The 12,930-nt window shown below is 46.0% G+C and carries 15 protein-coding genes; 12 read left to right on the top strand and 3 right to left on the bottom strand.

Annotated features, from left to right (window positions below; translation table 11 throughout):
• Positions 1–34 precede the first annotated feature (34 nt).
• Together GVN16_RS24870 and GVN16_RS24865 are read right to left on the bottom strand one after the other, a co-directional pair.
• The gene (locus GVN16_RS24870) at positions 35–1,297 is read right to left on the bottom strand and encodes a HAMP domain-containing sensor histidine kinase (protein WP_166566682.1); all 1,263 of its coding nucleotides are present in this window, start codon (positions 1,295–1,297) and stop codon (positions 35–37) included.
• Between the two features lie 200 nt (positions 1,298–1,497).
• A complete protein-coding gene (locus GVN16_RS24865) occupies positions 1,498–2,178 on the bottom strand; it encodes a response regulator transcription factor (protein WP_166566681.1) in 681 nt (226 codons plus the stop codon).
• 245 nt (positions 2,179–2,423) lie between these two features.
• Here GVN16_RS24865 and GVN16_RS24860 point away from each other — a divergent pair, with 245 nt between their 5' ends.
• The 12 genes from GVN16_RS24860 (at position 2,424) to GVN16_RS24805 (ending at position 12,393) form a co-directional block, all read left to right on the top strand.
• A complete protein-coding gene (locus GVN16_RS24860; RefSeq protein WP_166566680.1) occupies positions 2,424–2,978 on the top strand; it encodes an aromatic acid exporter family protein in 555 nt (184 codons plus the stop codon).
• Positions 2,945–3,982: an aldo/keto reductase gene (locus GVN16_RS24855; protein WP_166566679.1), complete on the top strand. Its 1,038-nt coding sequence runs from the start codon at positions 2,945–2,947 to the stop codon at positions 3,980–3,982. The genes GVN16_RS24860 and GVN16_RS24855 overlap by 34 nt, the downstream gene beginning before the upstream one ends.
• A gap of 132 nt (positions 3,983–4,114) precedes the next feature.
• On the top strand, positions 4,115–5,077 hold the full coding sequence (locus GVN16_RS24850) for a D-glycerate dehydrogenase (protein ID WP_166566678.1): 963 nt from the start codon (positions 4,115–4,117) through the stop codon (positions 5,075–5,077).
• 40 nt (positions 5,078–5,117) lie between these two features.
• Positions 5,118–5,504 (top strand): VOC family protein, encoded by a 387-nt coding sequence (locus GVN16_RS24845; protein WP_166566677.1) that lies wholly within the window; start codon positions 5,118–5,120, stop codon positions 5,502–5,504.
• Positions 5,505–5,633: 129 nt separating this feature from the next.
• The gene (locus GVN16_RS24840) at positions 5,634–6,062 is read left to right on the top strand and encodes a cupin domain-containing protein (protein WP_166566676.1); all 429 of its coding nucleotides are present in this window, start codon (positions 5,634–5,636) and stop codon (positions 6,060–6,062) included.
• 19 nt (positions 6,063–6,081) lie between these two features.
• Positions 6,082–8,715 (top strand): GH116 family glycosyl-hydrolase, encoded by a 2,634-nt coding sequence (locus GVN16_RS24835; protein WP_166566675.1) that lies wholly within the window; start codon positions 6,082–6,084, stop codon positions 8,713–8,715.
• Between the two features lie 47 nt (positions 8,716–8,762).
• Positions 8,763–9,218, top strand: coding sequence for a DinB family protein (locus tag GVN16_RS24830; RefSeq protein WP_166566674.1), 456 nt, complete (start codon positions 8,763–8,765; stop codon positions 9,216–9,218).
• 10 nt (positions 9,219–9,228) lie between these two features.
• Positions 9,229–9,984, top strand: coding sequence for a HEAT repeat domain-containing protein (locus GVN16_RS24825; RefSeq protein WP_166566673.1), 756 nt, complete (start codon positions 9,229–9,231; stop codon positions 9,982–9,984).
• Between the two features lie 33 nt (positions 9,985–10,017).
• Entirely contained in the window at positions 10,018–10,362 is a 345-nt protein-coding gene (locus GVN16_RS24820) for a winged helix-turn-helix domain-containing protein (RefSeq protein WP_166566672.1), read from the top strand.
• A 126-nt stretch (positions 10,363–10,488) separates the two neighbouring features.
• On the top strand, positions 10,489–10,755 hold the full coding sequence (locus GVN16_RS24815; RefSeq protein WP_166566671.1) for a hypothetical protein: 267 nt from the start codon (positions 10,489–10,491) through the stop codon (positions 10,753–10,755).
• A 61-nt stretch (positions 10,756–10,816) separates the two neighbouring features.
• On the top strand, positions 10,817–11,884 hold the full coding sequence (locus tag GVN16_RS24810; RefSeq protein ID WP_310587469.1) for a cytochrome c peroxidase: 1,068 nt from the start codon (positions 10,817–10,819) through the stop codon (positions 11,882–11,884).
• Between the two features lie 11 nt (positions 11,885–11,895).
• Positions 11,896–12,393: a molybdopterin-dependent oxidoreductase gene (locus GVN16_RS24805; RefSeq protein ID WP_166566669.1), complete on the top strand. Its 498-nt coding sequence runs from the start codon at positions 11,896–11,898 to the stop codon at positions 12,391–12,393.
• 10 nt (positions 12,394–12,403) lie between these two features.
• Here GVN16_RS24805 and GVN16_RS24800 read toward each other — a convergent pair whose 3' ends face one another.
• Positions 12,404–12,877 (bottom strand): response regulator transcription factor, encoded by a 474-nt coding sequence (locus GVN16_RS24800; protein ID WP_166566668.1) that lies wholly within the window; start codon positions 12,875–12,877, stop codon positions 12,404–12,406.
• Positions 12,878–12,930 lie beyond the last annotated feature (53 nt).

The raw sequence follows: 12,930 nt of genomic DNA, 5'->3' as shown, positions 1-12,930 counted from the left end.
ACAATTGGGATGATCAGGCCCTCCTGGAAATTATTTACTTCCTGATGATAAAATGATGCAATCCGTCGAACTCGTACTGCACTTTCAGATGGAACAATTCAGAAATGGCCTTCACGATGGCAAGCCCGAGTCCGGTGGACGACTTTTGTTCGTGGGTTTTATAAAACCGCCCGAAAATCTTATCCTTATCCAGACTCCGCTCACTGCCGGTATTTGAAAAACTGATCTGATTTTCAGTGATTTGAATATCAATCCGACCGCCCTTATGATTATGGATAATGGCGTTTTTGAGCAGGTTGGTGACCAGCATATCTGCCAGGTCGCGGTTAAAGTTTTGTGTAAAAATGCCGTTTGAAGTTACGTCCAGTTCGATCGCTTTGTAGTCGAGAAGTTCGGCAAAGTTTTCTTTTTGTTTACTGATGAGTTCATTGAAATTGACCGGATCCTCCTCTGTAAACTGTTTGTTTTCAATTTTAGTCAGCAGCAAAAGTGATTTATTTAACCGCGTCAGCCTTTCCAGGTTTTCGATGACTCCGGCAACTGTACCTGCCTGGTCTTCCTGCAAAGGTTGCTCCAGCATCAGTTCGAGTTTGTTGATGCTGATGGCCAGCGGGGTCTGCAGTTCGTGGGCTGCATTTTCGATAAACTGTTTCTGGCTGTTGTAGGCTTCCAGGTTATTCTGCAGCAAGGCCAGTATCGTTTCGTTGAGGTCTTTGAATTCCGCGACCTTGGTTTCCGGAGCTGTAAAAACCTTTTCGTTTCTTAGTCTGAAGTTCCTGAGCTGGTCGATCAGCAGATAAAAAGGCTGCCAGATTTTCTTAAGGATCACATTGTTAATGAGGATCACCGAGACAATAATGGCAATATACAGCCATACCAAAGCATAAAAAAGGTCTTCGATCAGGTCGTCTTCTTCCACCATCGACGAAATGATTTTAAGTTCGTAGCATCCTTTCCCCTCTAAACAAAATGCGGTGGTTAATAACCTGACAGGTTCGTAATCCTCTTCATTCTGCATGTACATAAGGGTATCCACATAAGTTTCTTTGATATGAGCAGCTTCCTGAGATGGAATAGGCCTGATGGCATAATTGCTTTCGTCAAAAATGTTTTTGTGCAGGATGGTGCTGTCTGTATGGGCTTTCTGGATCACCAGTATTTTATAATTTTCCAGACCGTCATCAATGCTGTCATGCACCTCGTCAAGCATATTGACATAGAATATCCCCGCCCAGATGGTAATGATGACCAGCAGTGAGCCTGAAAGATATAATAAAGTATGATTGAGGAGTTTCATTGTATTAATGGTGAATGAGTGATTTTTGAATGATTGAATGCATGTCCGGCCTGGGCTTTGCCTGGCGGGAGTGCGTAAGAGAAGTAATAGAATGGAAGATTTACAGGATTCATTCCGGTAGAGAAGTTGCTTATAGCGTCTGCTTAGCTGATTGCTAAAGGCTAACCGCTAAAAGCTGATAACCAACAGCTACTGCCGCATCAATCCCCCGTTAACAGTTTATATCCTATCCCGTACACCGCCTGAATCTCAATTTCTGCATTGCTCTCCTTCAGTTTTTTTCTCAGGTTTTTGATTTGTGAATAAATAAAATCCAGGTTGTCGGCCTCGTCGGTCTGGTCGCCCCACACGTGTTCGGCCAGGGCGGTTTTGGTGATCAGCCTGTTTTTGTTGCTGATAAAATAGATCAGCGTGTCATATTCTTTGCGGTTGAGGATTAAAGGAACACCGTCAATTTCAACCGTCCTGTTGTCATAATTGATGTCCAGGTTCTTTAATGAAACCGTGTTTTGTCCGTCAAAAGTCTTTCTCCTGAGCACTGCGTTGATTCTCGCATTCAGTTCAGCCAGGTGAAAAGGCTTCGTAAGGTAATCATCTGCCCCGAAAGTCAGGCCGGTGAGTTTATCGTCCAGCGAGTCTTTGGCCGATATAATGATCACACCATCGGTTTTTTTTAGTTTTTTGATTTCCTGCAGCACGTCCATGCCGCTGCCGCCGGGCAGGTTGATGTCCAGCAAAATGCAGCTGTAATCGTACATCGATATTTTATCCATCGCAGAAAGGAAAGTATCGGCGGTTTCGACCAGGAATTTTTCTTTTTGGAGAGACTGCACCATATTGTCGAGCAAATCCGGTTCGTCTTCGATAATCAGAATTTTCATAGGCTAAATTTACAGCCCAATTTGGGAAAGTTTTAGGAATTTGAAGAATAATACATCCCGGAAGTCACGTATTTGTTGAATTAACGGGCCTGTAAAAGCACTTTAAATAGAAAGAATTGGATCGAAATCAGGGTAAAAAACAGGTCGTAATAATATTCCTGAAATTGTGTTTTCCGGGGAACAAGCGGCCCACGGATAAGTGTTCTAAATATAAGAATTAGACGGTTTTAATGCAGATGCCTTAAATGTCTTCTTCTGATTTTACAGATACTTCCATGAATAATAACCGTTTTGATTTTCATCTGTCTGCTGCTACTTTTCTATATGTTTTAAGATGTCTGACCGGGGTAGTGGTATGTTATGTTCTTTATCGTCAGTTTCCTCAGTATCCGTTTCACTGGAGCCTCGTTTCGGTGGTGGTCGCCACCTCACCCGAAAGCAGCAATCACCTGGCTTATGACCGTATGAAAGCCAATCTATTGGGCGGAGCGGTTGGTTTGGTTCTTTATTTTATGGATTTTCCTACTTTATTGTTACTTTGTGCGGGGATTGTAGCCACGATTCTGATCGGTACTTTGATTCGGTTGAATAACGCCACCCGGGCGGCCATGGCTGCCCTGATCATCGTTTTGCTGCAGGAAGAACAGGTGAAAGACTGGAGCCTGGTGTTGCAGCGTGTGGCTTGTGTTTTTGTGGGCTGTATTGTCGCCTTACTGATCACACTGATGTTTAATATGCTTTTAAAACACTTTAATATCAATAAATTATGGAATATAGACAACTTGGGGCATCAGGACTAAGGGTTCCCGTTTTAAGTTTCGGTACGGCTACTTTTGGTGGTGGCAACGACTTTTTCAAAGCCTGGGGTTCAACACAGGTAGACGAAGCCACCCGCCTGGTCAACCTTTGCCTTGACGCGGGCGTCAACCTTTTTGATACCGCCAATGTGTATTCAAAAGGCATTTCAGAAGAAATACTCGGTAAGGCCATTGTCGGATTGAGAAACAAAGTATTGATTTCGACCAAAGCCACTTTCCCGATGAGCGATGAGACCAACGACTTCGGTTCTTCCAGAATTAACCTGGTGAAATCAGCAGAAGAAAGTCTTAAGAGAATGAATGTAGACCACATCGACATTTACCACATGCATGGTTTTGATGCCAATACCCCTGTAGAAGAGACCTTAAAAGCTCTGGATAACCTGGTCCAAAGTGGTAAAGTAAGGTACATTGCCTGTTCCAATTTTTCCGGATGGCACCTGATGAAATCGCTGTCTGTTTCGGAAAGATACGGTTGGTCTAGATACATCGCCCACCAGGCTTATTATTCACTTCTGAACCGTGATTTTGAATGGGAACTTATGCCGCTGGGTATTGACCAGAATGTCGGTACGATAGTGTGGAGTCCTTTGTCTGCAGGTCGCCTTGGCGGAAAATACAAAAGAAACCAGCCGCTGCCGGCCAATGCGAGGGTAACCCAGGGAGGCAGCCCTGTGCCGGGAGAAGTGTTTTCGGACGAAGTGTTCTATAATGTACTGGATGTGCTGGACGAGATCGCTGCCGAGACAGGTAAAAGTGTGGCACAGGTGTCGCTCAACTGGCTGCTGCAACGCCCGACCATCTCTAATATCATTATCGGAGCCAGAAACGAGGAGCAACTGAAACAAAACCTCGGAGCGGTAGGCTGGAACCTGACTTTAAAGCAGGTCAAGAGGCTCGACGCCGTCAGTGAAGTGCCGCCGATCTATCCTTACTGGCACCAAAGACAGTTCCCGATGCTCAATGCAGCACCGAAATTATATTAAAATGAATGCCGGGTTTCCGGCATTTGTTGTTTTTATCAGAAACCATTCCATAAAAAATATAAGGCCGGGGCTGGTTTTTCGTTGTTTTTAAAGTCATGAAATAGTATTTTTAAAGAAATCTGATTAACCACCATGAAAGTTTTCATTACCAGGGCCATTTTTGAGAGTGGTCTCCAAAAACTGCGTGAAGCGGGCATTGAGTATACCCAATGGACCGAAAAACGCGATCTCACCCAGCAGGAACTCATAGAACATGCCAAAGCCCACGATGCTTTACTTTTTCTCGGAGCCAACAAACTTGATAAAGATTTTCTGAACGCCTGCAGTCACCTGAAAGTCATTTCTTTACACTCAGTAGGGTATGATAAAGTGGACATAGGAGAAGCTGCCAGGCTGAATATTCCGGTGGGAAATACCCCCGGCGTACTGAGCAAAGCCACGGCGGATACTGCTTTTCTGCTGATGCTTGCCACATCAAGGAAGGCCTTCTACATGCACAAGACCATCGAAAAGGGCGAGTGGGGTTTTTCTGATCCTACGGCTAACCTGGGCAAAGAACTGTATGGCAAAACACTCGGCGTGTTCGGTCTGGGTAAAATCGGTTTCGAGATGGCCCGTCTATGCAAGAGTGCTTATGGCATGGACATTATTTATTATAACCGGAGCAATAACCCCGAAGCTGAACAAGATCTGAACGCCCGTAAAGTGAGCTTTGACGAATTGCTGGCCAACAGCGATGTCCTGACGGTTCACACCGCCCTTACGGATGAAACCAGGGGGATGTTTAACAAGGAAGTCTTCAGCAAAATGAAACCAGACGCTATTTTTATCAATACCGCCAGGGGAGCGATTCACAATGAAGAAGACCTGGCTGAGGCCCTTGAAAAAGGAATCATCTGGGGAGCAGGTCTGGACGTAACCAACCCGGAACCGATGAAAGCCGGGAATCCTTTGCTCGATATGCCGAATGTCTGTATATTGCCGCATATTGGTTCGGCTACGCTCGAAACCCGGCTGGAAATGACAAGACTCGCGGTAGAAAACGTCATCGCCGGCTTAAAGGGGGAGGCTCTTCCGAACCGTGTACTACCGTAACGTCGTACCGTAATATCGTGCCTCGAGGCACGATTCTACTATGATACTAAAAAGCTTACATCACATCGCCATCATCTGCTCGGACTACGAACGGTCCAAGGCGTTTTATACGCAGATACTCGGATTTGAAGTCCAGCAGGAAGTTTACCGTGAAGCCCGGCAATCCTATAAACTGGACTTGTCGCTGAACGGGGACTATCTCATAGAACTGTTTTCATTCCCGGATCCACCTGCCAGGGTTTCCAGGCCCGAAGCTCTTGGTTTGCGTCACGTCGCTTTCAAAGTAGAAGATGTGGAAGCCGCCAAAAAATACCTGGAAGAAAAAGGAGTCGCTTGTGAGCCTGTCCGTGTGGATGAGTTTACGGGTAAAAAATTCACCTTTTTTGAAGATCCCGATCATCTGCCGATGGAGTTCTACGAAATTTGAGCTGATACTTCCGAAAAATCTTTTCCACTTATCCTTCCCCTGAGGCGGGTTAAATAATTCTGTAATTGCTTTTCAGGAGATGAGAAGTAAATTATATTTATAGGATTGTTCAACCGAAAAACTCAGAATATGCCTCCTGAAACTCAGAACCTGCCGCAGGGCTCCATTTTTTTGGAACCTGGTGAAGGAAGAAAATACGACATGGGCAGTATGAAAGCTGTCTTTAAAGCCGACGAAGAAGAAACCCAAAGCCGCTACAGCATTTCAGAATGGTGGCTCGAACCCCACTCCACAGGTCCCGGAGCTCATTTTCATGAAGCCAATGACGAAGTTTTTTATGTGCTGGAAGGCAGACCTTCTCTTCTGATAGGAGAGCAATGGATTGAAGCCGGGAGAGGAGCTTTTTTCATGATCCCTGCCGGCACCATGCACGATTTTGAGAACCGATCTGATGAAAAGGCCGGGCTGCTTAATTTCTTTATCCCCGGCGGTTTTGAAAGAAATATGCCCGCCATTGTTCAGTGGTTTGAAGAAAACCCTCAAACGAAAGACGAATAATTCAACCACGGGTACAACAATGAAAAACAACAGAAGAGATTTTATAAAAACATCCGGAATGCTTACTGCCGGGCTGATGGCTTTGAAATACCCGGATTTCGGACAGGTTTTTTTGTCTGAAGAAGGCAAGGGACTCAAAGAGCGGGGCACAGTGACCACCTATCTGAAAAGTAAAAATGAACTTCAATACATAGGTATGCCCGTCGGCGGGATTGCCTGCGGCTGTGTTTATCTCGGTGGCGACGGGCGGCTCTGGCTTTGGGACATATTCAATAAAAATCAGACCGGGGTAATTTATAAGGATATCCCGTGGCATGAAAAAATCCAGGGGAATATGGCCGTTTTAAGGCCTTTTGACGGGGCCAATTATGTAGAACCTGTCAAGGATGTCCGTCCGTTGGATCAGGGTTTTGCCATTAAAGCTGAATGGGAAGGGAAAACGGTCATCAAACGTCTTCTGGCGGAAGATTGGGATGAAATAGCTTTTGACGCCACCTATCCTATGCCCACGATCCGGTATACCTCTTCAGAATTTCCGGTGGAGGTGTCCCTGAAAGTCTATTCCCCTTTTATCCCGCTGGATGAAGTAAACTCCGGGCTTCCGGCCACGGTCTACACCTTTCATCTGAAAAACAAAACCAAAGCCGGTGTAAATGTTTCATTAACAGGCTGGCTTGAAAATAAGGCGGCGATTTATACCGCTGCTGATGACCAGTACACCCGTGTCAATCAGCCTCTTAAAAATGGGGTGACGATGAGTGTCAGAAACAAAAACTGGGCTGACGACGCCTATTATCATAAATCTGATTATGGTAACCTCAGCATTTTCTCGCTTAATCAGGATACTATGGTCAACACAGGTGCAGACCTTAAGAATGAAACCCTGTTTAATAAGGAGAATAAAGCTCAGAGCACCGGCAATTTTAATGAGAAACTGACCGGTTCTGTAAACAATACCTTTATGCTTGCGGCGGGGGAATCTAAAGACCTGCACTATGCTTTTACCTGGTATTTTCCGAACCTGTCATTTTATTCCATTAAAAACGAGGATAAAAGATTTTATGCAAAGCAATTCAAATCTTCGGCTGAAGTAGGAGAATATGTCATGAAGAATTTTGCCATGCTGTCTTCTCAGACGCAGGCCTGGTGTGATACCTGGTATCAGCAAAGTACCTTGCCCTGGTGGTTTCTGGAGCGTACCTTTCTGAATACTTCAACGCTGGCCACCACTACCGCACACCGTTTTTCTTCCGGCCGGTTTTATGCCTGGGAAGGGGTGGGCTCGTGTGCCGGAACCTGTACCCACGTCTGGCAATATGCCCAGGCCATGGCCCGGATTTTTCCGGCCCTGGAAAGAGACACCCGCGAGCGGGTGGACCTCGGCGTTGGTTTTCACGAAGACGGACACATCGGCTTCAGGGCAGAATACGATCAGCAACCCGCCATTGACGGGCAGGCGGGACGGGTTTTAGGAATTTACCGCGAGCACCAGATGAGTAAGGATGACGCCTTTTTAAGAAGAAACTGGCTCAAAACCAGGCTGGCGATTGAATTTATACTGAAACAGGACCGGAACGGCGACGGGATGGTAGACTCACAGCTTGAAAATACCCTCGACGCCAAGTGGCCCGGAGCAATAGCCTGGCTGGTAGGTTTGTGTGTAGCCGCCGCTAAAGCAGGAGAACTGATGGCTGAAGAGATGGGAGATCATGAGTTTGCCCGGACCTGTAAGGCATTTGCTGAAAAAGGGAAATCAGCTATGGAAAAGGAATTGTTTAACGGAGAATATTTCATTCATCAGCCCGATCCGAAAATCGGTAAAACGGTGTTGGGCTCCTATGATACCTGCCACATCGACCAGGTATACGGCCAGGCCTGGGCCTACCAGGTGGGCATAAAAGAAAGGATCATTGATAAAGAAAAAACAATGTCGGCTTTGAAAGCCTTGTGGAAATATAATTTTCTCACCGACGTAGGGCCTTATCTCCAAACGCACCATGGCGGGCGGCCTTATGCTTTGCCCGGAGAAGGCGGCCTGCTGATGAATACCAATCCCAAAAATGACCCGGAACCTTTCGGCGTAAAAGATGCCTGGCAGGTGACCTATTTTCATGAATGCATGAGCGGGTTTGAACACCAGGTGGCTGCACACATGATCGCCGAGGGCATGACTGACGAAGGCTTGCTGCTGATCAAAACCATCCACGACCGATATCATGCGAAGAAAAGAAACCCTTTCAATGAGGTGGAATGCAGCGATCATTACGCCAGGGCGATGGCCAGTTACGGAGCCTTCATCACTGCTTCAGGTTTTGAGTATCACGGCCCGAAAGGCTATCTTAAACTTGCTCCGAAAATAAAGCCTGAGCACTTCAGGTCGGCATTTACGGCAGCAGAAGGGTGGGGTACTTACGGTCAGAAAAAGACAGAAAGCAAGCAGAATCACAGTCTGGAGGTTAAATACGGGACCCTGAAACTAAAGAATTTGTGCCTGGAGAAAATCGGAGCGGGCAAATTAAAAAACGTGATGGTGCTTCTTGATAACAAACATGTGAAAACGGCCGTGAAGATGAACGGACGGGAGTTCTCACTGGAATTTGAGGAAGAAATAACAATCCCGGCAAACTCGACACTCATGGTGGAGATATACTGATGAATATTGATTTTATGTATATTTGGAGCCAGTAATCTAAAGTAAAGATGGAGCAGATCACCGATACCTGGGATATTAACAACAGGATAAACTTATATCTTCTTGAAGCCATCGAAGAGGCTCATTTTCCGGATATTTCTGCTTCCAGGGGCAGGACAGTGGGAGAGCAGCTGGCTCATATCCATAATGTAAGGCTGATGTGGTTAAAAGCATCGGCCCCTGATCTGCTGGACGGACTTATCAAAATTGAGAAAGATAACATTACCAAAGACATCCTGCGGAAAGAACTGATTAAAAGCGGGGAAGCCATTTCAAAGATGATTGACAGAGGCCTGGAAGAAGGCAGGATCAAAGGCTTCAAACCGCACCCGGTAGGTTTCCTGGGTTATATTATTTCACACGAATCGCATCACCGCGGGCAAATTGTACTTTCTTTGAAACAATCCGGACATCCTCTGGATAAAAAAGTATTGTTTGGTTTGTGGGAATGGGGCACAAGATAAATCAGGGTTTATGGCTTTTTATGATTTGAGCAAGGAAGAGCGGGTGGAGCTGGTGGCTCAGATGACCGGGCAGATAGAGAAGGACGTAACATCAGGAAATCTGACCGGAACACTGGCCTATTTTTCAGATGAGGATACTTACATCCGTAAAACGGCCTATCTGGCGGTTGGCAGGTTGTACCTGCTTCGTCCGGAACTGCAACCGGCATTTTTGGCTCTGTTACGACAATTTTTCAAAGAACCTGACTTCAAAGTAAGGCAGACCGTAGTCAATGCCGCCGGAGAAATCGGGAAAAAGGATTTTGAGATTGTCCGGAAATTCTTTGATGAGGGGCTTTTTGATGAACACCACTCGGTCAGAAATGCCGTGATCGGTTCCATGAAAAAGATGGGAGAGGTAAACCCTGAACCGCTGTTAAGCTGGGCAAGGCTGTATCTCCATCATCAGGACAAGGAGATCAGAAGAGAGATTTGTCACGGGATAGAACTAAGGGGCAGAACACATCCCCAGGATATTTTACCCTTGCTGAAAGAGCTGCAATGGGACAAACCGGCCAGGGTTTATAAAACACTGGTGCATGTCATCGGGCAGATTGCCTATAAAAAGGGATGTCTTGAAACCGTAGTGGCCGACCTCAAAAACTGGGAAAACCAGAAGCTGGCAACAGAAGCCCTCGAAGAAATCATCGATGTGCATCATCGTTACCGTAATTTTTCTTTTTATACACAGGAAGAGGCGAGGGCTTATATAGCAGAACATTTTTAAACACAGACCGTCAATCATTATATTGAAAATATCATGGAAAAGAACATCAGAATAAGTTTCCGTCACTGGGTTTTTGTTGATGATGTCAAGTTTTTCGGTCCCGGCAGGCTCGAATTGCTGGAAGGCATACAGGAAACAGGCTCTATCGTAAAAGCGGCGAAGCAAATGGGTATGTCGTACAAAAAAGCCTGGGCTATGGTGATGGCTATGAATACTATAGGGAAAAATCCCTTTGTCACCACCCAGAAAGGCGGTCAGAATGGGGGAGGTGCCGAAATCACCGAAACCGGAAAGCAGGTCATTGCAGCCTATAAGAGCCTGGAAAACAAGCTTAAAGCCGTAGCAGAAGCCGAAAAAGACCTGCTCAACCTTATCTGACACTTTTAACAAACAATCAGGACGATTCCATAACTTCCGGCCTGCTTCCTCCGTTTTCCATTTCTCCTTTTTTCCCCCGAGTTTCTTCTCTATATTTGCGATATATCTTTAAATACATATCGATAAATGATGAAAAAACGACTACTGATTTTCGGTCTTGTCTCTACTCAGGCCTTTGCACAGAGTCAGCCTTCGGAAACCCCCGACAGGAGTGAAGTCAAAATTACCGGAGACTCGGTGAAAGACAGCCACCAGAGCCTCTCTTCCCAATGCATCGAAAAATTTAACCGTACTGATTTATCCAATACCTGGCCGGGAAGCGGTTTCGTGTTGGAAATCTACCGTGAAGCCCCAGGTAAATTCTTTAATAGTTTGTTACATAATCATTTTTAACATGAAAAGGAGTGCTCAAATCAGGACCGGGCCGGTTCACCGAGGTCATAAATTTTTGAATGTGCGTTGGCTGATTTTGAGCATTTTTGTTGTGTGTTTTCTTATCAGCGGCCTCCGTTTTGCTGATAATAAAGCAGAACCCTATCCGCTTGTATACCCCGCCAATTTTGGTGGCAGGATAAATGTGCCCTCAAACAATCCTACTACCAGGGAGGGGGTTGCCCTGGGAAGAAAGTTGTTTTATGAAAAGAAGTTATCTGCTGATAATTCGATGTCCTGCGGTACCTGTCATCGGCAGAAACTGGCTTTTACAGATGGCCTCGCTTTCAGTGTGGGGGTGGATAAGTCGCTCACCAGCAGAAATTCCATGTCACTGGTCAACCTGCTTTGGGTACGTAATTTCTTCTGGGACGGCCGTTCGGCCAGCCTGGAGGACCAGGCGGTTTTCCCGATGACCAACGAACATGAGATGGGGCAGTCGCTTGAAACTTCTGTCAGAAAACTTCAGCAAACGCCCGGTTACAGGGAAATGTTCAGGAAAGCTTTCGGAGAAGGCGATATCGACGCAGATAAAATCAGGAAGGCCTTGGCTCAGTTTGAACGGACACTCATTTCTGCCGATTCTCCTTACGACCGTTACCTGGCCGGAACCTACCAGCCGACACCACAGGAGTTGAGGGGAATGAACCTCTTTATGGACGCCCCTGCTCCCGAAAGACAGGTCAGGGGAGCCAATTGCGGACATTGCCACGGCGGGCCGAAAACATTCAAAGAGCTTTTTCATAACAACGGACTGGATGCTGAACCTGCGGATTCCGGCCGGGAAGTTGTCAGCCGTCAGGCTGAAGACAAAGGACGCTTCAGGGTGCCGACTTTAAGAAATATCGCCCTGACAGCCCCTTATATGCATGACGGCAGGTTCGGAACTTTGGACGAGGTACTTGATCATTACAACGAACACATCCGGGACAGTCCGACACTCAGCAGTTTTCTGAAAGGCGTTTCCAATGAAAAAGGAGGCAGGACATTGATGCTGACTTCCGGAGAAAAGGCGGATATCCTGGCTTTTTTAAACATGCTCACCGATACGACATTTATTAATAACCCGGCATTCTCAGATCCGGATTAATCTTTAAAACAATGATAAAATTCAAAAACATTTCCTTACTTATTTTACTATGCTGCAGCCCTTTGTTTGTTCTGGCCCAGAACGCAGCGGTGGTTACCGTCAGCGGTGAAGTGCTGACCCCGCTTGAACTTAAAAGGGAAGACCTGACTGCTTTTAAACCGTTGAGTCACAAAGTAAAAGACAGAGAGGGTAAGGAACACGAATTTAAAGGAGTAGCCCTTATTGAAGTACTTGAAAAGGCAGGGGTAACCACCGGGGCCAAACTGAGAGGAGAAAACCTGGCCAAGCTGGTGCTGATCCAGGCGGCAGATGGCTACGAAGTGGTTTATTCTTTGCCTGAAATTGATCCTGAATTTACTTCCAATGTTGTTCTGCTGGTGACTGAAAAAGACGGAGCCCCGCTTCCGGCAGGCGAAGGTCCGTTTCGGATCATTGCCCCGCAGGACAAGAAACAAGCCCGATGGATCAGGGAAGTTCGTTCAATAAAAGTGTTATTTGCGAAAGATTAAATAAGAGAGGTTAAGGAGTAATCTTCAGCCTCTTTGCTTTTTCGATGGCTTGTGTCCTGCTTTTAACTTCCATTTTGAGGAACACATTCGAGGCGTGGGTCTTGATGGTGCTTAATGAAACGAATAGTCTTTCCGCAATTTCGGCATTGCTCAGACCCTGGGTAATCAGTTGAAGAACATCCCATTCCCTGGGACTTAACCCCAACCGGGAAAGTTCTTCTTCATTCAGGACAAAACTTATCGGATGCTGAACATACACTTCTTTTTCGATGATGGTGACTTTGGGCCTGGTCATCTGCTGAGCCACCCAGATGCCGAGGAGGGTAAAGAAGACGGCGATCAGCCCCACATAAATATCAACGGAGTTTTCAATGATCATGAATTTCCATTGCAGCCATTTGAGAGCGAAAAGTAACAAAGACAAACTGAGGCCATAGAGAAGTAACTGGCTGTGTTTGATAAAAAAACGCTTCAGATAAATCATTTTAAAGGATTAATGATCATCAAAAATACTAAAAAAGGTCGATAAGAAGATGT

The sequence above is a fragment of the Emticicia sp. CRIBPO genome (assembly GCF_009905725.1).
Classification (GTDB): domain Bacteria; phylum Bacteroidota; class Bacteroidia; order Cytophagales; family Spirosomataceae; genus Leadbetterella.
This window is presented reverse-complemented; position numbering and strand designations above follow the sequence as displayed.

Excerpts from the sequence above, each read along its gene's own strand:
- GVN16_RS24870 (WP_166566682.1), bottom strand. The coding sequence starts at position 1,297 with ATGAAACTCCTCAATCATACTTTATTATATCTTTCAGGCTCACTGCTG.
- GVN16_RS24865 (WP_166566681.1), bottom strand. The coding sequence starts at position 2,178 with ATGAAAATTCTGATTATCGAAGACGAACCGGATTTGCTCGACAATATG.
- GVN16_RS24860 (WP_166566680.1), top strand. The coding sequence starts at position 2,424 with ATGTCTTCTTCTGATTTTACAGATACTTCCATGAATAATAACCGTTTT.
- GVN16_RS24855 (WP_166566679.1), top strand. The coding sequence starts at position 2,945 with ATGGAATATAGACAACTTGGGGCATCAGGACTAAGGGTTCCCGTTTTA.
- GVN16_RS24850 (WP_166566678.1), top strand. The coding sequence starts at position 4,115 with ATGAAAGTTTTCATTACCAGGGCCATTTTTGAGAGTGGTCTCCAAAAA.
- GVN16_RS24845 (WP_166566677.1), top strand. The coding sequence starts at position 5,118 with ATGATACTAAAAAGCTTACATCACATCGCCATCATCTGCTCGGACTAC.
- GVN16_RS24840 (WP_166566676.1), top strand. The coding sequence starts at position 5,634 with ATGCCTCCTGAAACTCAGAACCTGCCGCAGGGCTCCATTTTTTTGGAA.
- GVN16_RS24835 (WP_166566675.1), top strand. The coding sequence starts at position 6,082 with ATGAAAAACAACAGAAGAGATTTTATAAAAACATCCGGAATGCTTACT.
- GVN16_RS24830 (WP_166566674.1), top strand. The coding sequence starts at position 8,763 with ATGGAGCAGATCACCGATACCTGGGATATTAACAACAGGATAAACTTA.
- GVN16_RS24825 (WP_166566673.1), top strand. The coding sequence starts at position 9,229 with ATGGCTTTTTATGATTTGAGCAAGGAAGAGCGGGTGGAGCTGGTGGCT.
- GVN16_RS24820 (WP_166566672.1), top strand. The coding sequence starts at position 10,018 with ATGGAAAAGAACATCAGAATAAGTTTCCGTCACTGGGTTTTTGTTGAT.
- GVN16_RS24815 (WP_166566671.1), top strand. The coding sequence starts at position 10,489 with ATGATGAAAAAACGACTACTGATTTTCGGTCTTGTCTCTACTCAGGCC.
- GVN16_RS24805 (WP_166566669.1), top strand. The coding sequence starts at position 11,896 with ATGATAAAATTCAAAAACATTTCCTTACTTATTTTACTATGCTGCAGC.
- GVN16_RS24800 (WP_166566668.1), bottom strand. The coding sequence starts at position 12,877 with ATGATTTATCTGAAGCGTTTTTTTATCAAACACAGCCAGTTACTTCTC.